21 protein-coding genes are annotated in these 20,956 nt (G+C 40.5%); 7 read left to right on the forward strand and 14 right to left on the reverse strand.

Annotation, left to right across the window (positions count from 1 at the left end):
* The first annotated feature begins 14 nt into the window (after window positions 1-14).
* The gene (locus tag CLV81_RS02640; RefSeq protein WP_106144882.1) at window positions 15-485 is read left to right on the forward strand and encodes an Lrp/AsnC ligand binding domain-containing protein; all 471 of its coding nucleotides are present in this window, start codon (window positions 15-17) and stop codon (window positions 483-485) included.
* Window positions 486-488: 3 nt separating this feature from the next.
* Here CLV81_RS02640 and CLV81_RS02645 read toward each other — a convergent pair whose 3' ends face one another.
* From CLV81_RS02645 to leuS, 7 genes are all read right to left on the reverse strand, one after another.
* Entirely contained in the window at window positions 489-1,322 is an 834-nt protein-coding gene (locus CLV81_RS02645) for an oxidoreductase (RefSeq protein WP_106143505.1), read from the reverse strand.
* Between the two features lies 1 nt (window position 1,323).
* On the reverse strand, window positions 1,324-1,704 hold the full coding sequence (locus CLV81_RS02650) for a DoxX family membrane protein (protein WP_106143506.1): 381 nt from the start codon (window positions 1,702-1,704) through the stop codon (window positions 1,324-1,326).
* A 90-nt stretch (window positions 1,705-1,794) separates the two neighbouring features.
* Window positions 1,795-2,388: a Crp/Fnr family transcriptional regulator gene (locus tag CLV81_RS02655; RefSeq protein ID WP_106143507.1), complete on the reverse strand. Its 594-nt coding sequence runs from the start codon at window positions 2,386-2,388 to the stop codon at window positions 1,795-1,797.
* Window positions 2,389-2,486: 98 nt separating this feature from the next.
* Window positions 2,487-3,185, reverse strand: coding sequence for a zinc metallopeptidase (locus tag CLV81_RS02660; RefSeq protein WP_106143508.1), 699 nt, complete (start codon window positions 3,183-3,185; stop codon window positions 2,487-2,489).
* A 93-nt stretch (window positions 3,186-3,278) separates the two neighbouring features.
* A complete protein-coding gene (ald, locus tag CLV81_RS02665) occupies window positions 3,279-4,379 on the reverse strand; it encodes an alanine dehydrogenase (RefSeq protein ID WP_106143509.1) in 1,101 nt (366 codons plus the stop codon).
* A 184-nt stretch (window positions 4,380-4,563) separates the two neighbouring features.
* Window positions 4,564-4,818: a SemiSWEET family sugar transporter gene (locus tag CLV81_RS02670; RefSeq protein ID WP_106143510.1), complete on the reverse strand. Its 255-nt coding sequence runs from the start codon at window positions 4,816-4,818 to the stop codon at window positions 4,564-4,566.
* 75 nt (window positions 4,819-4,893) lie between these two features.
* The gene (gene leuS / locus CLV81_RS02675; protein ID WP_106143511.1) at window positions 4,894-7,734 is read right to left on the reverse strand and encodes a leucine--tRNA ligase; all 2,841 of its coding nucleotides are present in this window, start codon (window positions 7,732-7,734) and stop codon (window positions 4,894-4,896) included.
* Window positions 7,735-7,823: 89 nt separating this feature from the next.
* On the opposite strand from leuS, the gene CLV81_RS02680 reads away from it, so the two are divergent.
* The 6 genes from CLV81_RS02680 (at window position 7,824) to CLV81_RS02705 (ending at window position 12,781) form a co-directional block, all read left to right on the forward strand.
* Window positions 7,824-8,702, forward strand: coding sequence for a cell division protein FtsX (locus CLV81_RS02680; RefSeq protein WP_106143512.1), 879 nt, complete (start codon window positions 7,824-7,826; stop codon window positions 8,700-8,702).
* 9 nt (window positions 8,703-8,711) lie between these two features.
* On the forward strand, window positions 8,712-8,975 hold the full coding sequence (locus tag CLV81_RS02685) for a DUF3098 domain-containing protein (RefSeq protein WP_106143513.1): 264 nt from the start codon (window positions 8,712-8,714) through the stop codon (window positions 8,973-8,975).
* Window position 8,976: 1 nt separating this feature from the next.
* Window positions 8,977-9,771: an undecaprenyl-diphosphate phosphatase gene (locus tag CLV81_RS02690; RefSeq protein ID WP_106143514.1), complete on the forward strand. Its 795-nt coding sequence runs from the start codon at window positions 8,977-8,979 to the stop codon at window positions 9,769-9,771.
* Window positions 9,772-9,928: 157 nt separating this feature from the next.
* Window positions 9,929-11,215 carry a hypothetical protein gene (locus CLV81_RS02695; RefSeq protein ID WP_106143515.1) on the forward strand — a complete coding sequence of 429 codons (1,287 nt, stop codon included), beginning with the start codon at window positions 9,929-9,931 and terminating at the stop codon, window positions 11,213-11,215.
* Between the two features lie 72 nt (window positions 11,216-11,287).
* Window positions 11,288-11,989, forward strand: coding sequence for a tRNA pseudouridine(55) synthase TruB (gene truB / locus CLV81_RS02700; RefSeq protein WP_106143516.1), 702 nt, complete (start codon window positions 11,288-11,290; stop codon window positions 11,987-11,989).
* A 72-nt stretch (window positions 11,990-12,061) separates the two neighbouring features.
* Entirely contained in the window at window positions 12,062-12,781 is a 720-nt protein-coding gene (locus CLV81_RS02705; protein WP_106143517.1) for a hypothetical protein, read from the forward strand.
* On the opposite strand, the gene CLV81_RS02710 is transcribed toward CLV81_RS02705, so the two are convergent.
* From CLV81_RS02710 to CLV81_RS02740, 7 genes are all read right to left on the reverse strand, one after another.
* The gene (locus CLV81_RS02710; RefSeq protein WP_106143518.1) at window positions 12,764-13,396 is read right to left on the reverse strand and encodes a thioredoxin family protein; all 633 of its coding nucleotides are present in this window, start codon (window positions 13,394-13,396) and stop codon (window positions 12,764-12,766) included. The genes CLV81_RS02705 and CLV81_RS02710 overlap by 18 nt on opposite strands.
* Before the next feature lie 148 nt (window positions 13,397-13,544).
* The gene (locus tag CLV81_RS02715) at window positions 13,545-14,669 is read right to left on the reverse strand and encodes an esterase-like activity of phytase family protein (protein WP_106143519.1); all 1,125 of its coding nucleotides are present in this window, start codon (window positions 14,667-14,669) and stop codon (window positions 13,545-13,547) included.
* A gap of 114 nt (window positions 14,670-14,783) precedes the next feature.
* Window positions 14,784-15,701: a YitT family protein gene (locus CLV81_RS02720; protein ID WP_106143520.1), complete on the reverse strand. Its 918-nt coding sequence runs from the start codon at window positions 15,699-15,701 to the stop codon at window positions 14,784-14,786.
* A 10-nt stretch (window positions 15,702-15,711) separates the two neighbouring features.
* A complete protein-coding gene (locus CLV81_RS02725; protein ID WP_106143521.1) occupies window positions 15,712-17,127 on the reverse strand; it encodes a TolC family protein in 1,416 nt (471 codons plus the stop codon).
* Window positions 17,111-18,463, reverse strand: coding sequence for an HlyD family secretion protein (locus CLV81_RS02730; protein WP_106143522.1), 1,353 nt, complete (start codon window positions 18,461-18,463; stop codon window positions 17,111-17,113). Before CLV81_RS02730 ends, CLV81_RS02725 begins: the two co-directional genes overlap by 17 nt.
* A 6-nt stretch (window positions 18,464-18,469) precedes the next feature.
* Complete coding sequence (locus tag CLV81_RS02735) at window positions 18,470-20,137, reverse strand: peptidase domain-containing ABC transporter (protein ID WP_106143523.1); 1,668 nt, start codon at window positions 20,135-20,137, stop codon at window positions 18,470-18,472.
* Complete coding sequence (locus CLV81_RS02740) at window positions 20,130-20,816, reverse strand: TetR/AcrR family transcriptional regulator (protein WP_106144883.1); 687 nt, start codon at window positions 20,814-20,816, stop codon at window positions 20,130-20,132. Before CLV81_RS02740 ends, CLV81_RS02735 begins: the two co-directional genes overlap by 8 nt.
* Window positions 20,817-20,956 lie beyond the last annotated feature (140 nt).

Here is a 20,956-nt window from a genome sequence, read left to right on the forward strand (position 1 = left end):
TTTCAATGCAAAAGATGAAATCCAATAACAATTCTGTCAAGATAGATGGTATTGACAAAAAAATCTTAAGGTATTTGATGGAAGATGCCAGAAGACCGATACTAGAAATTGCAAGAAACATTGGTATCTCTGGCGCGGCTATCCACCAACGACTTCGAAAGCTGGAAAACGCCAAGTTGCTCGCAGGTTCAAAGTTTATCATCAATCCAAAAGTATTGGGCTATACCACCATGGCCTATATTGGTATTTTTTTGGATAAAGCCATGGCCAACCCTCGAGCTGTAAAGGAACTCGAAAGAATTCCAGAGGTCTTGGAATGCCACTATACAACCGGAAACTGGTCCATCTTAATCAAAGTGCTCTGCAGGGATAACGAACATTTGATGATGGTTTTGAATAAAAAAATCCAGCAAATTGAAGGAGTCTCCCGAACGGAAACCTTCATTTCGCTGGACCAACAAATCGATAGGCAAATTTCAATATAGAAATTACTGGAAAACTACGCTTTCGGCGATGCTCCTATTTTCCTCCAAATCCGTTCTTACGCTATGAAGTTTCATCCCTATCGTCATTAAGGCGGTTGTTCCGAGAGGAAGTCGTAAAGGCGGATTTTGAGAATTTACCAAATCGTATATGGCTTGCGCCGCTTTTTCCGGGTCACCTTCCTGTTTTCCGTCCACTCCTTTGAGCTTGTCCCGAAATGCTCCGGCGGTGGAATCATAATCAGATATCATTCTCTTTGCTTCCGGAAGTTTTGAAGAAGCAAATTCCGTACGAAACGGTCCAGGTTCAACCAAAGACACCTTAATGTTTAAAGGTTCAACTTCCTGTGCCAAAGCCTCGCTAAAACCCTCCAAGGCAAATTTGCTGGCATTGTAAACTCCGAACCCGGCAAATGCCTTCAAGCCACCATGGGATGAAATTTGAATGATATGTCCAACTTTTTGCTCCCTCATCATGGGCAATACCTCTTGAGTCATTTTTAGAGCTCCGAAGAAGTTAGCTTCAAAAACCTGCCTTGTTTCCTCCATACTGCTTTCCTCAATAGCCCCGATAAACCCAACACCAGCATTGTTCACCAAAACATCGATTCTACCAAACTCATTTTTGATATTGTTTGCCATATTTTCGATACCTAAGTGGTCGGTGATATCCAAGCGGTAAGCAAAGCCTCTTCCGGTATTTGCCGTGTTAAATGCATTGACCTGATTTTCCTTACGGAATGTTCCCACCACAAAGTCACCCGAGTTCATAACTCTATTTGTCAAGGCTTTTCCCAAACCGCTCGATATTCCGGTAATCAACCAAACTCTTTTTTCCATCTTATTTAAGCTTTAAAAGTTGAAGGGATTCTTCCTTTAAGAAGAATATGCCAACTATAAACAAAGCTGTTGGGAGCAGCCAAATACCATTACCTATAAAATCATGGGCCACATGAAAGGCTACGATATTAAATACTATTGGAGCCAATAACAACCATCCCAAGAGTCTGGTTCTTTTAATCGCGATAAGAATGCCACCAACTATCTCTCCCATGGCGACCACCACAAAAAGGTAAGAGGTAAACATGGTGCCCAAAAATTTTTGCGCTGTTTCATCCGCTGGAGGTTCCACGGGTATGAAGCCGAGAAACTTGTTTAATCCAAAAATCACCATGAGCAGTCCTAGAAACCCAAATAGTGCATTGTTCAATGTTGTTTTCATTGTAGATAGATTTAAAATTCAACACTACAAATTTGAACAGACCAAAAGCGAGCTCTAATAATCTGTGTTAGGAAAAACTCTTGAACTAGTTTAAGAATTCTGGGCGATTCCCTTTCTGATTTTGCTCAAGAACTCTGGAGTCATCCCTAAATAGGAGGCAATAATCCGTTGTGGAACGCGATTCACAATACCCGGATACATGGAGGTCAATTTCAAATAGCGCTCTTCGGCCGTCATACTCAAGTTGGAAAGTGCTCGATTTCTGGAATAGGCGAAAGCTTTTTCGGTAGATACTCTAAAGTATTCGCTCAAGGAGTGTATTTTTCCACACAACGGTTCAATGTCCTCATATTTCATTTGAAGCAAAGTTGAATCCTCTAAAGCCTCCACAAATAAGGTAGCCGGAGTTCTCGTGATATAGCTATAAAAATCACTTACGAACCAATCTTCAATGGCAATTTGAACCGTGTGCTCCTTACCATCCTTATCCAAAAAGAAGGACCGAAATGCACCTTTTACAATGTAGTTGCGATACGGGCTGATATAGCCCGGTTGGTCAATAAACTGCCTTTTTTTTATGGGGGTGATGTTAATTATAGCGGCAATCTGTTCCTGTTCCTCTTGGGAAAGCGTAACATAGCGAGCAATGTTACTAAATAAACCTTGATATTCTCGGGGTATCATTTCTTTACTGAAGTATCTATCCGAAAATTACAATAATTGGCACAAAAAAACCTGCTCAATATATGGCGAGCAGGTTATGTTTCTTTTATTCAGGCTGATTAATCCCTGCCTCCAAATACTTGAACGGCCCAATACAAAAGGGAAGCCAAGGCTCCAAGCGCAGCAACCAAATACGTACGTGCAGCCCACTTTAAAGCATCTTCAGCTCCTGCGTATTCTTGTTGGCTTACCATATTCTTTTGTTTTAACCAAACCAAAGCCCGTTTACTGGCATCGTATTCCACTGGCAAGGTTATAAAACTGAACAATGTAGCGAAGCCCATCATAATCAGACCTGCAACAGCTACGTAAAAACCAATACCTCCCAAGGCATTTGTGGCCATTAACGCAATTCCTCCAAAAACAATCCATGTGGACATTCCGGAGGTAACACTGACCACAGGGACTAATTTGGAACGCATGGTCAACCATTCGTAAGCTTGCGCATGTTGCACGGCATGGCCCACTTCATGTGCTGCCACTGCTGCTGCAGCCGCATTTCTTTGACTATAGACTGATTCGCTTAGGTTTACTGTTTTATTCCTCGGATTGTAATGGTCCGTCAGCATCCCAGCTGTGGAAATCACTTTTACATCTCGAATTCCATGATCATCCAACATTTTTTGAGCAATTTCGGCTCCACTCATCCCATTACGAAGATGTACCTTGGAGTATTTTTTGAACTTGCTTTTCAATTGGTTGCTTACCAACCAGCTGACAAGGGCAATACCTCCAATTAATATATAATATGTCATCATAGCTTTTGTGTTTTAGTATATCTAAAGATACCAACTAAAATGCAAAAACCCCGCCAACTTGTGACAGGGTCTTTTTTACTGACAAAATGTAAACTAAACTAAAACGGGTTCTAAATTGAAAGCTTCTGTAATTTCTTTGTAGACTATCTCCCCTTCCACAATATTGAGTCCTTTGGATAAGGATTTATCCAAATTACATGCGCTGCGCCATCCCATATTGGCCAATTTTAGCACATAGGGCAGTGTTACATTAGTCAAGGCTACGGTAGAAGTGTAAGGGACTGCCCCTGGCATATTGGCTACACAGTAATGAACTACATCATTTATAATGTATGTGGGGTCCTCATGAGTGGTGGGCTTAGTGGTTTCAATGCATCCGCCTTGGTCAACAGCCACGTCAACGATAACTGTTCCTGGACGCATATCACTAAGCATCTCTTCGCTTATCAATTTTGGAGCCTTGGCTCCTTTGATCAACACACCACCTATGATGAGGTCATGGGTTTTTATATGTTTTCTGATATTAAACTCATTTGAAAATTCGGTAACCACGTGACTGGGCATTACATCATTCACATAACGAAGTCGTTTCATGTTCACATCCAAAATGGTTACATGTGCTCCAAGGCCAGCTGCCATTTTTGCAGCTTGAATTCCAACAGTTCCCGCGCCCAACACCAATACTTTGCCTGGAGCCACCCCCGGAACACCTCCAAGAAGCACTCCCCGGCCTTTTTTGGGCTTTTCCAAATATTTGGCCCCCTGTTGAATGGCCATTCTACCCGCCACTTCAGACATTGGGGTCAACAAAGGCAGTGTACCATCTTCATCCTCAACGGTTTCATAAGCAATACAAGTTGCTCCGCTATTAATCATTGCTTTAGTGAGCGCCTCGCTTGAAGCAAAGTGGAAATAGGTGAACACAATCTGTCCTTTTTTTACCAAGGGATATTCTTCTGCAATCGGTTCCTTTACCTTTACTATCATTTCACTAATAGCATAGATTTCTTGAATGGTATTCAATATAGTAGCTCCTACTTGTTGGTAGTCTTCATCAAAAAAGCCACTACCTTCCCCAGCTCCTGACTGCACATAAACGGCATGGTTGTTCTTTACCAATTCAAAAACGCCAGCCGGAGTCATTCCAACACGACTTTCGTTATTCTTGATTTCCTTAGGTACACCAACAATCATTATTATGTTTTTCCGATTACAGCTCAAAGGTGTCACAAAAAAAACAAATAAAAAAGGAATTATCGATAAAATTTAGGGGTGTATCGATAAAAAAGTAATTAATATTTAAAATAACCCCTTTTTATTAGGGGGTTGTTATTAAAAATTTATATAAAAATGTCAAACAACCCATATTTATATAGGGTTACTTATATTTTATTTTTAGCATTAGCATAAGAATTGCCAATAAAGATGTTATGCCATTGGCCAGTATGACCGATAGACTCTGAATATTGATCCCATAAATCAACCAAAGTATTGTCCCTGCCAAGAAAACCGTGTACATGGTCAATGAAACATCTTTAGTCGATTTGTTTTTGAAAGCTTTGTATACTTGGGGTACAAAGGCAGATGTGGTTAGGGTGGCTGCGACCAACCCAACAATTTCAATATTTCCCATTGGATGGATTTTAAATGTCTAAAAGGTTTGTGTCCTTTGGACGGGATAACCTATGCTATATCATTAAAGGCGGAGCTAGCCTACAATATTGATAATCTTACCGGGAACCACAATCACTTTTTTGGGTTTACGCCCTTGTAATTGCTCCTTGGTTTTGTCATGTGCCATAACCACAGCTTCAATTTCATCTTTGCCCATATCCAGAGGCAGTTCCAACTTAAATCGAAGTTTTCCATTAAAAGAAATAGGGTATTCCTTTGTGCTTTCCACCAAGTATTTTTCTTCAAACTCAGGAAATGCTTCATTGGCAATGGATTCCGAATGACCCAAACGCTCCCAAAGCTCTTCGGCAATATGCGGTGCATAGGGCGAAACCAGAATCGCCAAGGGTTCCAAAATGGACTTACTTGTACATTTCTGGGATGTTAACTCGTTGACACAAATCATGAAAGTGGAAACCGAGGTGTTGAATGAAAAGCTCTCGATATCCTCTTCCACTTTTTTGATGGTTTTGTGCAGTGTTTTTAGATTTTCCGCAGATGGCTCAATATCATTTAAGGCGCCATAAAGCTTCCAAAGTTTCTTCAAAAAAGAATGAACTCCGGTTATTCCCGCTGTATTCCAAGGTTTGGATTGCTCCAAAGGCCCAAGGAACATTTCATATAAACGAAGGGAATCCGCTCCATATTCCTCACAAATGGTATCCGGGTTGACAACATTAAACCATCGTTTTGACATTTTTTCAATCTCCCGACCCACTATATATTTTCCGTCTTCAAGAATAAAATCGGCATTCTTAAATTCTGGCTGCCATTTTTTTAACCCATCAATATTCAATTCATCTGAGGGATTTATTAGAGAAACATCTACTCTTAAAGGATCGGTACTATATTTATCTTTAAGCCCCAAGGATACATATCTGTCTTCATTTTTAATTCTGAAGACAATTGCTGAAGTCCCCGTAATCATCCCCTGGTTAATCAACTTTCTAGCAAACTCGTCTTTAGGAGCTATGCCTCTATCAAACAAAAACTTCTGCCAAAAGCGGGAATACAGCAAATGCCCCGTGGCATGTTCACTCCCCCCTATATACAAATCCACATCTTGCCAATATCCTATAGCCTCTTCGGAATATATGGTCTCATCATTATGCGGGTCCATGTAGCGGTTAAAGTATTGTGAGCTCCCCGCCCAACCTGGCATCGTATTCAATTCCAGTGGGTAGACTCCTTCGTAAGATTCCGAATCAAGTTCGGAATGACCGTCATCCCGGACTTGTTTCAGCATCTCATTGGAAACCACCTTGTTGTTCTTGGCATCCCAAGCCCAATGTGTTGCATTGCCCAGAGGCGGCTCCCCAGTTTCTGTAGGAAGGTACTTTTCCACCTCAGGAAGCTCCAAAGGTAAGTGTTCCAAATCAATCATTTGCGGCATGCCATCCACATAATACACCGGAAAAGGCTCCCCCCAATACCGCTGTCTACTAAAAACGGCATCACGAAGACGATAATTGATTTTTCCCTCACCTTGTCCTAGTTTCTCCAGTTCAGCAATCACTTTGGAGGTTGCCTCCTTGTAGGATAAGCCATTTAGAAAATCGGAGTTGGCAATAATCGTATTGGTTTTATCCGCGAACGCTTCTTCTGAGATATCGACCCCTTCAAAAATGTTGGGGATTGGAATGTTATAATGCTTTGCAAAATCATAATCACGTTGGTCACCACAGGGAACAGCCATGACCGCTCCAGTCCCATAACTGGCCAAAACATAATCCCCAATCCAAATGGGGACGGGTTCCTTTGTAAAAGGATGTTCTGCATATGCACCTGTAAACACTCCAGAAATAGTTTTTACATCTGCCATTCTATCCCGCTCGGAACGTTTCGCGGTCGCCTCCACGTAGGTTTCCACCGCTTCTTTTTGTTCCTTGGTGGTTATTCGGGATACCAAATTGTGCTCGGGAGCAAGAGTCATAAAACTTGCTCCGAAAATGGTATCGGGACGAGTTGTAAACACCTCGATACTGGCGTCGTGGTCCTTAACCTTGAACGTCACCGAAGCGCCCTCCGAGCGACCAATCCAATTGGTTTGGGAATCTTTCAATGGTTGCGGCCAATCAATCGTATCCAGACCATCCAAAAGACGTTGCGCATACGCAGTAATCCGCATGCTCCATTGGGTCATTTTCTTTCGGATTACTGGATGCCCTCCTCGCTCAGAAACGCCATTTACAATTTCATCATTGGCCAAAACTGTTCCTAGGGCCGGGCACCAATTTACCTCCGTATCCGCCAAATAGGTCAATCGATATTTTAAAAGTATCTCCTGTTTGGTCTTTTCTGAAAATCCGGACCAATCCTTAGCATTAAATAAGGGGGTATCCTCATCACAAGATGCTTCAACATGGGTATTTCCTTCTTTATCAAAAATGGAAATCAAAGTAGCAATATCCTCTGCCTTATCCGAAGCTTTATTGTACCATGAGTTGAACAACTGAATAAATACCCACTGTGTCCATTTGTAATATTTGGGGTCAGAGGTACGCACTTCCCGACTCCAATCAAATGAAAATCCAAGTTGGTCCAACTGCTCCCGATACCTATTTATATTGGTTTCAGTAGTTATTGCCGGATGTTGCCCTGTTTGGATGGCATACTGTTCCGCTGGAAGTCCAAAGGAATCATACCCCATGGGGTGAAGCACATTGAAACCTTTGTGTCTTTTGAAGCGCGCATAGATATCGCCGGCAATATATCCCAAAGGATGGCCCACATGAAGTCCTGCTCCGGAAGGGTACGGAAACATGGAGAGCGCATAGAATTTTAGTTTATCGGAATTGTTGGTTGCTTTGAACGTTTCGTTTTTGGCCCAAAACTTTTGCCACTTGGCTTCAATTTCCCTGAAATTGTAGTTCATTTTCTTATATTCTCCTTTGGTTGGGCAAAAATAGGTTTAATCGCTTAATTACAATTTACTTTTCTATTTTTACGTACTGATTTTGCCCAATGAGCCAATATATTGAACGCTACCAAAGACGACGCTTGATTTCATCCTACTTTTCTGTAGTGCTGAGCATAGCTTTGGTTCTTTTTTTGTTAGGCGTTTTGGGACTTCTGGTATTGAATACCAAAAAGTTGGCGGACCATTTCAAGGAACAAATAACAGTTTCCGTCTTTTTGAAGGACAATGCTAAACCTGTAGAAATTGAACAACTACAAAAAAGCTTGGCGCTGGCCGAGTATACCAAATCCGCAAATTATGTTTCCAAAGAGGATGCCGCAGAACAATATAGTGAGGACATTGGGGAGAATTTTGTTGAGTTTTTGGGATATAATCCCCTTAAAAACTCCATTGACGTCAATTTAAAGGCGGATTTTGTTACACCTACCCAGATTTCCGAAATAGCAGACGAAATTGCCTCAAAAACGTATGTGGATGAAGTGAGTTATGACCAACCCCTGATTTCCTTGCTTAGTGATAACGTACAACGGATAAGCCTATGGATTCTAATCGCTAGTGGAGTCTTCACCTTTATATCGGTATTATTGATAAACAGCTCCATCCGACTTTCCATTTATTCAAAGAGATTCATTATCAAGACTATGCAAATGGTGGGAGCCACAAAAACCTTTATCAGAAAACCATTTATTTGGACAAATATTCAATTGGGTATGTTGGGGGCGCTCATCGCCCTGATTGCTTTGGCAGTTGTCGTTTATTACGTCAATCTCAACTTCCCCGAGTTAAATCTGTTTCAGGACTTGATAACGCTTATTGGGTTGTTTGTCTCTGTTTTTGTACTTGGGGTTTTAATATCCTGGTTAAGCACGCATATTGCCACACAGCGCTTTTTGAATCTAAGGACTGATGATCTTTATTATTAACTTTACGGCATGAGTAAGAAAAATAAGAAGGAAAAAGAACCGTCGAAGGAATTTGTGTTTCAAAGAAAAAATTACCTCTTTCTTTTTATCGGATTGGCCTTCATAGCATTGGGTTTTATTTTGATGAGTGGAGGCGGAAGTGACGACCCCAATGTTTTCAACCCAGACATATATAGTTTTCGAAGAATACGTTTGGCACCTACCCTAGTTTTAGTTGGACTGGGCATTCAGGTATATGCCATATTGTTGAATCCTCACAAAAAGAAAAAATAATTTGGACATTATTGACGCAATAATCCTTGGAATTATCCAGGGTTTAACTGAGTTTTTACCAGTATCCTCGAGTGGGCATTTAGAATTGGGCAAAGCTATTCTCGGAGCTGATGCTCTTCCCGAAGAAAGCCTTTTATTTACGGTTATTCTCCACTTCGCAACTGCATTGAGCACCATCATTGTATTTCGAAAAGATGTAATTGCGATTTTTAAAGGCCTATTTCAATTTAAATGGAATGAGGAAACCCAATTCTCCATGAAAATTATCATTTCGATGATTCCTGCCGCTTTGGTGGGTTTCTTTTTGGAGGACTTCTTAGAAGTATTTTTTGATGGAGCCATTGTCATTGTGGGAATCATGTTGCTCATTACAGGATTCCTTTTGTATTTAGCGGATATGGCCAAAACAACGGATAAAGGCGTTTCGTATCGTAGCGCTTTTGTCATAGGTATAGCGCAAGCTGTCGCCATCCTGCCCGGCATATCCCGAAGTGGAGCAACAATTTCAGCAGCTGTTTTATTGGGAGTAGATAAATCGAAATCAGCACGTTTCTCATTTTTGATGGTTGTACCGCTAATTTTTGGAAAAATGGCGAAAGACCTTTTAAGCGGTGATATCCATTTTACAGGAGATCAGACCGTAGCCATTACGGCTGGTTTTATTGCAGCATTTGTTGCTGGCCTGGCCGCATGTACTTGGATGATTAAATTGGTACGCCAAAGCAAGCTTACCTATTTTGCCATCTACTGTTTTATCGTAGGGCTTATTGCAATTGCTTGGAGTATTTGGGGTTAAAATTTATATCCTAGAAATTTTACCAAAGCCTTTTAACCTTCTGATGTTTAAAAGCACAATATTAACGGCATAATAATTGTTGTTTTATTGAAAACTATGAAGTACAGCTTACTATCAGTTTACTTCAGAACATGACAAATAACCCTAAGTATCCGCCATGAAAAAAAACCTCATTATTGTTTTTTCGGTCCTACTGATTGCTGCTTGCAATAATCCCGAAAGTAATTCCTTTTGCATCGGGCCGATTGAAGACCAAAGTTCAATAAGAACTAACCCCAACAACCTCAATGGAAAGTTTGAGTTTGATTATCTCATTTCTTCACAGTTAAAATCCAATGTAGATGGTACTGAAGAAACTTATGAGTTAGATTACTTTGTAAATACCTCCGATGGCTCCAAATTTTTGTCAAGAACAACCATGATGGTCAATTTTGGGGCAATAGATAGTGAATTTGGCTCTGTTGATGGCGTTATCATAATGCCAAGTGGAAAAACAGTAGTCTATGTAAACGACGCTCAATTCAATATAAAACGAGCAATAACTGTAGCCATGGACGGAATTGGTGAAGACAAAGTGTTTAATGACCTTGTATTTCTAAACGAGTTTTTTAATAACACCGCCAACCTTAGAGAGGTCGCTGACCGTAAACCCAGCGCAATCAAGCAAAAAACCAAGGCCTATGCCGCTATGGTAAATAGTCCAAATGGAGAAAAAGCGAAGGTCACTATGCATTTTTCAGAAAACAAAGGGGGAAGGGTAATTACAACTGGCGTGCCCTTGGTAGGGCTGTTAGTGGGTGTGGTTAAAGATGAGACAATTGGTGATTGCAATAGGTTATCGGTCTATACCAAAGTAGAGTCTAACGAAGGTATATTCGAAGCTACCCTTAATGAAATGGTTCCCTCCGCACAATCGTTCGATGGTTCTTCATATAAAGAAGCTACTTTAGGAGTAACCATGGGCAACCAATCTTTTTCAAGTCAACCTATAAGTGATGAGGTTGACGAAGCCATGGAACGGGATTATGCCAGAATACAATTTCTTTTGGATAGATTAAAGGATTGTGAACCCGATGACGTTGATTGCAAAGAACAAATAGCTTTGGAAATGGTTGAGGTTCAAGACAGAATACAGAGACGTGTAGCAAATAATGCCTCCGACCCTAATGCACTGGGACGTGAAGGAACCAATTTTGCCACTGATAAAAGAGGATTGGAAAGACGATTAAATCGAATTACGGCAGAAATTATTAAGCAAAAGGCTGATTGTGAACGAATAGAACTTGAATTGGACAATTGTAAAGGTCCTTGTTCAGGATTGGAACGAGAAAAAAAGCGTTGCAAGCAAGAAGTGGAAGAACTAGAGGAAGAAGCTCAAACCATAGCTTGCCAAATGGCAAAGTTAATGGGAATTGAAGATGCCGCTGAAGATTGCCTTCAATGATTTTGAAATCAAGCCGTACCTTTACCCTTTGCAAATAGCGGCGGAACATTTCGCTGTTTTAATTTCTAAATCGTGACATCCAAAGAATCTTTTTTGCAAGGTCAAATTCTTTTGATTGACAAGCCCTACGAATGGAGTTCTTTCCAAGCGTTAAATGCTGTAAAATGGGCCATCCGCAAAAAATTTGACCTCAACAAGAAGTTCAAGATTGGTCATGCTGGCACACTTGATCCCTTAGCTACGGGATTATTGGTCATCTGTACAGGGAAGTTCACAAAGAAAATTCCTGAGCTTCAAGGACAAATCAAAGAATATACCGGAACCATCAAGCTCGGTGCGACCACCCCATCTTATGACCTAGAGACCGAGTTAGACCAAACATATCCCACTTCACATATTACGGAAGAGGGCATTCGAGAAATCTTGCCAAAGTTCATTGGAAAAATTGAGCAAAGACCACCTTTGTTCTCGGCACTAAAAAAAAATGGGAAACGACTTTACGAGTACGCCCGAGAAGGAAAACAAGTTGAAATAAAGTCGAGAACCGTAGAAATTCTCACTTTTGAAATTACTCGTTTTGATATGCCAGAAGTTGATTTTCGGGTAATTTGCAGCAAAGGCACTTATATACGTTCACTGGCGCATGATTTTGGTAAAGCCCTGAATTCTGGGGGCCATTTAACCAAACTCAGAAGAACCAAAATAGGCGATTTCAACGTATCTAAAGCTGTTACACCCGAGGTTTTTAGGCAAAATCTTGAAGGTAATGGTTAAAATCCCTAAAAAAGGAGTTAGGGAAAAGCCAATTGTAAAATATTTTAAAAAAAAAGGGGTTATTATAGCACCATGAATCTTAACCGTCAACAGTTATCTTTTTTAATCACCTTCTTCTCCATGGCGTTGGTCATTTTGTTGATGTACAACATCCATCTGGGAGGAATGAAGGAGGAAGAGTATGTGATAGAGTTAAGTTTGGCCGATGAAGATATTGAGAAATTGCTGGAGGAAGAGGAAAAAAGATTGGAGGAACTTGCCAATAGTGACCCAATTAAAAGCCATATGGCCTTAAATGAAACGGCCAAACCAACCGTTGGTAATCCAGAGCCTTTAAAAACCTTGGAAGAACTGATGGAAGAGAGGGCTTTGACCAGCGATGCCAGCGAACATTCAGCCGCAGATGACGCCTTTGCTGACAATTTGAAAAAGTTGGCGGAACAACGACAGGAAAAAAAGCAACAGCTTACCGAACGTGAGGAGCAAAAAGAAACTTTTACCAACGCATTAAAGGATAAAAGAACTTCAATTTCCTATTCGCTGGTAGACCGAAATGCATATTCCTTGCCACCACCCATTTATACTTGTATTGAAGGTGGAAAAGTGGTTATTAATATAAAAGTAGACCAAAGCGGTTACGTAGTCGAAGCAGATTTCAATGATCAAAGTTCCAGCACGAGCAATGGATGCTTGGTGGACAATGCCATTCAATATGCTCTAAAAGCCCGTTTTGATTCGAGCTCCAAAAGCTCACAGATAGGCTCAATCACTTATCTATTTCAGAGTAAGTAGTTGAACTAAATCCTCAAGAGTGTTCTGGCCCTTGTCCTTATTGTACCAGATTTGCAAATCCTGTTTGAAGTCTGCAGTCAACTTTCCATGTTCTTTCTTGTAGTCCTCAACCATTTGGGCAGCAATGCTTGGTCTTGGTCCCCATTCTCCAACAACTTCTTCTTTATCTGTATCCCAAACAATTAGTTTTGGAATAGACCTTGTACCATTGGTCAGAAACTTGTCCATCAAAGGTAAATTCTCGTCCCGCAGAACAATTTTAAATTCAATTTTTTCATTGAGCTCTGCAATCTTGTTGATTACCGGCAGGCTTGGAGATGCATCACCACACCAACTTTCGCTTAATGCCAAAAAGGCCAAATTTGAATCCAGATTGGAAATAGTTTCTTTGATTTCTTCAGAAATCTTCAAAGTCTTGTCCCAACGAGCCATTCTTCGGTCGTTCAATTGGGTATAATTAATAAGGGACTCCAATTGCTCAGGCCCCGTAGTGGCACGATTCTCTGCCAAATTTTTTACTAGTTCCCTATAAGCTTGGTAAGACATTCCTTTTTCTATTCCCGAAAGCACTAAGTTCAATACATCTTCCTTCTGATTCTCCACTACTGTTTCCATATTTATATTTTTCCAAATGTAGTTCTAACGGATAGTACATTTGTTGATTTTTATCATTTGTGGGATTACTTGCAAAAAACTTACAGTAAGAACAGTATGCAAAGAATCCACCTAAAAAAGGTGGATTCTTTAGCGTTAAACCAATCACTTAATCCAACAATTCAAAAAGAACAAACTGGTTCAATTGTGGGCCAAAGGCACTAAAGTTATTATCGGCAACCAAAACGACCGATTTATTACCATTAGGAAAATCTGGACCAAACGTAATTCCTTCAATATTGTCAACCACTCCTTCAGTAAGTTGGTTGCGAATTGTTTCAAAATCAAACAAAAGCTTTTTGGAGGCTACTGTAAAATCCGCATTGACAAGGGCCTCTACTCCACTTACATCTGTAGCATCGGAAATATCAACGTCATAAATCTTTACATTATTTCCACCATAATCATATCCCGTAGAAAAAGAACGCTCCAAGAACAAGAATTTTTCTTCGTCATATTGAAGAAGCTCCACAACCCCGTTGAGTTCAAAGGTACTCCCATTTGCAGCTGGTCTCACCACAGGGTCCAATTCATAAGCAAACTCCTTTCCAAAGTTCCCAGAAGCTCTATCTATGTATGAAATACGAATTGGGGAATCCGTATCTTGGGTAGTAGGGGCAGGACCATCTTCAACCAAAGGAAGTTCCATTGTAACCCAATACCCCATTTTGTCATAGCTTAAAGTAATTCCTTCAAAAGTTCCATTTTGTCTTGGTCCTCTTGCCGCATCACCGATAAATGCCTGATAACGTGAAGGCAAATTGGTTCCAGAAACGTATGCCCCGGTCAAGTTAGCCACTCTTACAAAAGGGTCTACACCATTGTTGATGTTTCCTTCACTGGTCCAAACCAAGTTCCCATTATCAAACCGAATAGCTTCAGGATCTACGGTTCCTCCACCAAAAGAGCTACCGGTGTTATCCAGTAATTCATTTACTCCATTAATCGAGATATCAATAAACCCATCCATATCATAAGATATGGTCGCATTGTAGAATCTTGCATTGTTTGGGTCATCTGCGATAAGGTACCATGTGCCCAAAGCGTAATCAATACCCGATAATCCTCCTATCAAGGTATTTTGAAACATGGTATCATCTGGAATAACAAATTCATCTACAAATTTCAATTCCAAATCATCGGTTTTTCCACCAGAGAAATCATCGATAAATGCACAAGAACCCAGTAAAAATAGGGTGGTCAACCCTATAACTTGAAGTAATCTGTTTTTCATTTTAGAAGTGTTTTTTAGATTACTTCAAGTTTTAATTTTAATGCATCCGCAGACTTAATTTTGGATTATGGCTATTTTATAAAATCGTAAGCTTAATCAGTAAATGAACTCGGTTTAATGATTTAGAAATCTTTTCTTTACCATTCCTCCTTTAGTATCATTGATACTGTTCATTATCACGAAAGCTTTTTTGTCTATTTTATCGATTTCAAGATAGAGTTTACGAATCTCCAGTCGGGTAATAACGGTGTAAATGACCTCATACTTCATTTGTTCCCCCTTGTTTCCATATCCTCCTCTTGCATCATAAATGGTCAATCCTCTACCCATAGTCTCAATAATCATTTCACGCAACTCCTCACTCTTTTGGGAAATGATGGTAACCCCAGTGTATTCCTCGATACCTTCAACCACAAAATCCAAGGTTTTGGATGCGGCCAAATAGGTTAGCATGGAATATAATGCCGCTTCTATTGATAGAAGATAAGCGGCTGCCAAGAAAATGACCAGGTTAACTAGAATAATGACGTCACCAATCTTAACCCCCCATTTTTTGCTAAGAAAAATAGCGAGAACCTCCGTACCATCAAGTACACTTCCACCTCTAATGGAAAGTCCGATACCTGCCCCTAAAAAGAACCCTCCGAAAACAGCCACCAACAATTTATCCTGGGTAACTTCGGGAAAAGTGACCAACACCAAGGTTAGCGCCAAACCCAATATTGCAATTACTGCCTTAATGGCAAATTGCCTACCAATAACTCGATAGCCCATTATTAAAAATGGGATGTTGACCAATATTATAAGGGCCCAAAGAGGAACTTCAGCTACTTCTGATATCAGTAGTGAAATACCTGTTGCCCCACCATCTATAAATCGATTGGGCAAAAGAAAACTCTCTAGACCAAAGGCAGCGGAAAATATTCCAGAAACAATAAAGAAGGTGTCCTTTACGCCCGAAGAAATTGATAGCTTAAAGTTTTGATTCCTTTGCTTGCCGCTTTCTTCCAGTACCGTTCTCCTTTGAGCCATGCTTCACCATCTATAAGTCCACTGGGTTTATGGCCAAACTCTTGAATAACATCGCTTTCGTGAGGAAGAACTTATTCTGAACCTCATTCTGCTTTAAAAAAGCATCAATAAGACTACTCTCCCGGGAGTTAATCAAAAACAAGGAGCTCTCCCCAAAACTGAATTTTCGTTCTTCAGCGGATAGCAGTGTGCCATAATCCCTCACAATATCTGCAATCAATTGGTTTTGGGTAGTATATGAATCGAGTTCCCTATAAATCGCAATCACCTTGTTTTGAATCTCTACCAAGGCATTGTCCCTCTCAAATTCAGCATCTCGCAATTTGAACTTTGCCAATTTTAAATCTCCCCGTTCTTTCCTCAAAAATATAGGTACACTAAAAACCACCCCTCCCTTGAATTCATTGGTCTCCAAGGAACCGATATTCCCCGGGGTCTCCGTCAAAAAATTGTACTCTACATCCAAGGTGGGCAACAATTTGTTCGCTTTCAGCCTCTTGTCAACCACAAGGCCATCAATCTTGTATTCCAGCGATTGTATTTTTGGGTGATTTTCAAGAGTGAAGCTATCCAAAGGCCTACCCATAATCTCCAAAGTTTCGTCAATATCATCTTCAACACCATCGTCTGGGACCACATTGGCCTGTAATTCGACTGGTAAATCATTTAGCCATAAAAAGTTGGACAGCTCCAAGGAGCGCTTCATAAGTTTTACCCGGGCTTGCTCCAAGCTCAGTGCTCTATTCTGAACTGCAATTTTTGCCTCTACAGTGTCGATTACGGCAATATCACCGGCCAATGCACTTTTTTTGATGCCCTGAAATCGTCTATCGGCGTTTTGCAAAAAGTCCTGGAAAATCTGGGCATCTTGATAGGCCCTTAACCAATCAAAATAGGCCAACGATGCTTTATACAGAATTTCGTTGACCAATAAATCTTGGTCCGCCTTGCTCTGCTCCCTAAAGAACTTGGCTTTCCGCAGGGTAGCCATGCGCTCGTTTATCCAAAAACCATCCGCCAGGGAGAATGAAACCCCAAGACTGTACAATCCGTCATCTGGCAAGAATTCGTCAGGATTGGTAAATTCCCCTTGAATCTGTTCAAAATTTCCCTTAAGTTCAATACCGTACCATGTAGGGATTTTAAATGTCGCATTCAAACGGTCCCAATATTCGGTCCCTGAAAACTCTTTCCGATTATAATCCACCTCAATTTTTGGATCAAAACCCCCACGAGCTTTCATCAAGTTAGCCTGACCTATGGAAATGGTCAATTGTGCCTGTTTAGCCACCGGATGGTACTTCTTGACATAGCCAAGGAACTCCTTAAACTTAAGGACTACCGTATCTTGCTGGCCATATACTCCTGAGCTCATTGCAAGGAATGAGAACAGGATGAAAAAGTAGTTCCTATTTTTTTGCAACATCGGACTTGCCGTTTACAGGTTGATAATAATTTGGTGGGAATCCATTGATTTGTCGCCACAGTTCAAACCAAATTGGAACATCTTCCAACAAGGCCATGGTAAACGCTCCAGAACCAACCCTTAAATCCTTAGGCCAAGGAGCTTCGTCCGGGTCAGGTGCCACCAAGATTCTATATTTTCCGTTGTCACTGATAAAAGTCTCTATGGCCACCACTTTGCCCCCAAAAGTTCCGAAGGATACATTGGGCCATCCACTGAATATTATTGCGGGCCATCCATCAAATTGGATTCGTATTTTCTCTCCCAAATGCATCAAAGGCAAATCGATAGGCTCGACAAACGTTTCAACGGCCATTTCGTAATCCGAGGGCATAATCCCAACCAAACGGTCCCCTTCTTTAAAGGTCTCGCCTATTCCGGATTGCAGTGCCTTGTTGATAAAACCACTTTGAGGAGCCCGTATGTACATCAAATCATTTCGAATCTCATAATTGGTATACTCATTTTCCAGCTTGGTCACCTGCGCCTCAGAATCAAACTGATTGGATTGCGCGGTATACCTATCACTTCGGGCTTTGGCTATTTTATCGGCATACTCTGCCTGAACCCTATTGATTTCAACTTGAGAGTTGATTACCTCATTTTTGCTGGTAAGGAGTTTGTTCTCCTGTGAAATCAATTTGGCCTGGGTCTCTTGTAATTTCAAGCGCTTTTCCTCGACATCGGTCACCGCTTTAAGTCCCTCTTTTTCCAACTGCGTGGTTCGGTCAAATTGACGCTGAGCAATCAAGATATTGGTCTTGGCTGCTTCAAGATCAATGCTATCGCTTTGTACTTTAAGCCTAGATTGCAACAGTTTATTACTAGCCTGTTCCAATTTTAACTGTCGCTCCTTGGTCAACGCCTGGATTTGAGTCCCCAGGGCCTTCACCTTTTCTTCGTACGACGTTACCGCCATCTCTTTTGCCCTAATCTGCTGACCAGTTCTGGCAACAAGGTTGGGATCAAAGTATTCACTTTTTACTTCGGAAATATGTAAAATAGTGTCTCCCTTGTTTACAAAATCTCCTTCACGTACATACCATCGCTCAATACGACCTGGAATAGGCGATTGAATGGTCTGTGGCCTTTGATCGGGTTTAAGCGTGGTCAAAAAACCATCTCCAGAGATATTCTGCGTCCATGGCAGGAACAGTATTATCAAAAGAATTATTGAAAAAGCCGCTAAAAAACGATTAAAGTGTTTGTAATGTCTTCTATGAAAAACCTTTAATCCGGCTTTATGTCCGGTGATATCCACCTTCTGGTTCAACTTGTTATGAGATATATTGAGCATGGTGTTTTATCTTTCGTTAATCAACTTTCCGTTTTCAATTGTAATGATACGACCACATCGGTCCGTCCATTTTGGGTTTTGACTTACCACAACCAAAGCCCATCCATTGGAAGGTTCGGTCAAAAAGTCCATAATTCGGACTGCTTCTTCTTCTGTGAATTGATCCAGTGGATCTTTCAAAATCAAAAGCTTGGGTTTTCTCACAATACTTCGAGCCAAAACTATTTTCTTTGATATTGTGTAGGGTATTTGTCTCCCTTCCGGATACAATATCGTGTTCAACCCTTGTGGTTGTTCTTTCACGAATTCAGTAAGTCCCGTTTTCTCAAGAGCCCAGTACACATCATCTTTTGAAACATCCTTATCACCAAAAGTGATATTATCCAAAATTGTACCCTCAAAAGGTGACTCTTCCGTAAGGGATTGTCCGAGGTGATAGCGATAGTAATTCAAATTCAGTCCTTGCAGTGCAACGTTATTCACAAAAATGTTCCCATTACTTGGCTCTATGATTCCAGCAATCAATCTGAGTAATGTTGACTTACCAGAGCCATTGGGCCCCTGAAGTAAAATGGTACACGTAGGTGTGATGGTTAATGAAATATTATCGATGATTTTTTTATCTCTATCGGGAACATGATAAGAAACATTTTGAAGCTCCACCGTAAAACCGTCATTTTCTGAAAATGGACGCTCCCCTTCAAGAGGTTCCAATTCCCGATCCACCACCTGACCCAATTTTTCAAGGGATGTCAATAGATCATAGAAGGTTTCAAGTCCAAGAATCAATTTTTCAACAGAACTGATTACCAAAAGTATGATAAGCTCAGCTGCAACAAACTGTCCAATATTCATTTCCTGATTAAGGACCAAAAGACCACCTATCAGTAAAAGTCCAGCAGTCACCAAGACTTTAAACCCAATCATTTGTATGAATTGGAGAATAAGAACCTTGAAATGGCTTTCGCGTGCATCAAGGTACTTCGCTACCAAAGTGTCATTTTTGTCAATGGCATGCGAAGTTTTTCCAGATAGCTTGAAACTGACCAAACTTCTTGCAACCTCCTGAAGCCAGTGGGCCACTTTGTATTTGTTTTTGGATTCATCCAAACTGGTTTCCAAACCTTTCTGAGCTGTAAATTTAAACACCACATATATCAAAAGGATAAGCAGAATACCATAAATGATGAAGAATGGGTGATAAAAGGAGAGCAAAAGCAATCCAAATATGATTTGCAAGAGTGCCGCCGGAAAATCAATCAAAATCTTTGAAAGCGACTTTTGTACGGTGAGCGTATCAAAAAAACGATTAGCCAACTCTGGCGGATAGTAATTTAACAGCTGGCTCATTTTTATCTTTGGAAACCGATACGCGAACTCAAAAGAAGACCGGGTAAAAATCTTCTGCTGAACATTTTCAATTATCCGTATCTGCATCAACTGTAAAATCCCTACAAATGCAACACCCAAGGTGACCAATACGACCAGGATTATCCAAGAAGTGCTTACTTGTGCCCCCTGAATAAGGTTAATAATGGCTTGTATCCCCAAAGGCAAGGATAGGTTCACCACACCTGCAAAGATTGCATAATAAAAGATTTGCAGGACATCTTTTTTATCTAAAGCAAGAAGCCCCAAAAGGCGCTGCCATGCCGTTAATATGTTTTTAGCCATTTACTGTCGGTTTAAGGGCCCTAAAAGCCAGATCCATAAAATACTCGGTTGGTGTGGTTACGTCGTTGCAATCAGTAAGCATGGGAAAATGCTCCCTTAAAAAATATTGATGCAGGGAGCCCTCCAAAATTGTACTTGCCAAACTGGAAGGGTAAGGGTAATTGCCATCCATGGCCACAATCATTTCGTGCAAACGATTTACTAGCCTTTTATAAATAATGAAGTAACCATCCTTGTTCTCGCGATCAACTTCTTTGGTAAGATAAGACTTGGAGTATTCGTTGATTACTATTTTGTTCAATAGCACCTCATTAATATGGGAAAATGAGACATCTTCTTCTACTGTTTGGGTCAATATCTGAATGGCCTTTTTAAGCTTTTCCTTTCTATCCATAATGCCATTTGTGGCAAACACCATTCTATATTCCAACCATCCCCAGTACCATGATGCCAAATACAACAATAATTTGTGCTTATTTTCAAAATACCGATAGATAGAACTCTCATTGGATTTAATGCGTTCGCCCAATTTCCTAAAGGTGAAGCTTTCAAAACCCATCTCATCAATCATCAAAATGCTTTGCTCTATGATACGTTTTCCCAAATCAGATGATTCTGGGTCTTTGACATAGATTTTATCGTTTATCCCTATTCGAATTGAATGCAGCAATCTTTCCATATAAAACACTTTCATTAAATCGAACGCAAATATAACAGTATTACTATCATATATTAATAGTTTAACTACTTATTAACAATAGTAATGCTTTTTTATTTGCAATTAAAACTATCTTTATACAGTTTACTGAAAATCAAGCC

The sequence above is a fragment of the Flagellimonas meridianipacifica genome, assembly GCF_003001695.1.
In the GTDB taxonomy this organism is placed as follows: domain Bacteria; phylum Bacteroidota; class Bacteroidia; order Flavobacteriales; family Flavobacteriaceae; genus Flagellimonas; species Flagellimonas meridianipacifica.

Coding starts and splice junctions, on each gene's coding strand:
- CLV81_RS02740 (WP_106144883.1), bottom strand. CDS start 20,816: ATGGAAAGATTGCTGCATTCAATTCGAATAGGGATAAACGATAAAATC.
- CLV81_RS02695 (WP_106143515.1), top strand. CDS start 9,929: ATGAAAAAAAACCTCATTATTGTTTTTTCGGTCCTACTGATTGCTGCT.
- CLV81_RS02680 (WP_106143512.1), top strand. CDS start 7,824: ATGAGCCAATATATTGAACGCTACCAAAGACGACGCTTGATTTCATCC.
- leuS (WP_106143511.1), bottom strand. CDS start 7,734: ATGAACTACAATTTCAGGGAAATTGAAGCCAAGTGGCAAAAGTTTTGG.
- CLV81_RS02650 (WP_106143506.1), bottom strand. CDS start 1,704: ATGAAAACAACATTGAACAATGCACTATTTGGGTTTCTAGGACTGCTC.
- CLV81_RS02705 (WP_106143517.1), top strand. CDS start 12,062: ATGAATCTTAACCGTCAACAGTTATCTTTTTTAATCACCTTCTTCTCC.
- CLV81_RS02735 (WP_106143523.1), bottom strand. CDS start 20,137: ATGGCTAAAAACATATTAACGGCATGGCAGCGCCTTTTGGGGCTTCTT.
- CLV81_RS02670 (WP_106143510.1), bottom strand. CDS start 4,818: ATGGGAAATATTGAAATTGTTGGGTTGGTCGCAGCCACCCTAACCACA.
- CLV81_RS02710 (WP_106143518.1), bottom strand. CDS start 13,396: ATGGAAACAGTAGTGGAGAATCAGAAGGAAGATGTATTGAACTTAGTG.
- ald (WP_106143509.1), bottom strand. CDS start 4,379: ATGATTGTTGGTGTACCTAAGGAAATCAAGAATAACGAAAGTCGTGTT.
- CLV81_RS02645 (WP_106143505.1), bottom strand. CDS start 1,322: ATGGAAAAAAGAGTTTGGTTGATTACCGGAATATCGAGCGGTTTGGGA.
- CLV81_RS02660 (WP_106143508.1), bottom strand. CDS start 3,185: ATGATGACATATTATATATTAATTGGAGGTATTGCCCTTGTCAGCTGG.
- CLV81_RS02640 (WP_106144882.1), top strand. CDS start 15: ATGAAATCCAATAACAATTCTGTCAAGATAGATGGTATTGACAAAAAA.
- CLV81_RS02725 (WP_106143521.1), bottom strand. CDS start 17,127: ATGTTGCAAAAAAATAGGAACTACTTTTTCATCCTGTTCTCATTCCTT.
- CLV81_RS02685 (WP_106143513.1), top strand. CDS start 8,712: ATGAGTAAGAAAAATAAGAAGGAAAAAGAACCGTCGAAGGAATTTGTG.
- CLV81_RS02720 (WP_106143520.1), bottom strand. CDS start 15,701: ATGGCTCAAAGGAGAACGGTACTGGAAGAAAGCGGCAAGCAAAGGAAT.
- CLV81_RS02715 (WP_106143519.1), bottom strand. CDS start 14,669: ATGAAAAACAGATTACTTCAAGTTATAGGGTTGACCACCCTATTTTTA.
- CLV81_RS02655 (WP_106143507.1), bottom strand. CDS start 2,388: ATGATACCCCGAGAATATCAAGGTTTATTTAGTAACATTGCTCGCTAT.
- CLV81_RS02730 (WP_106143522.1), bottom strand. CDS start 18,463: ATGCTCAATATATCTCATAACAAGTTGAACCAGAAGGTGGATATCACC.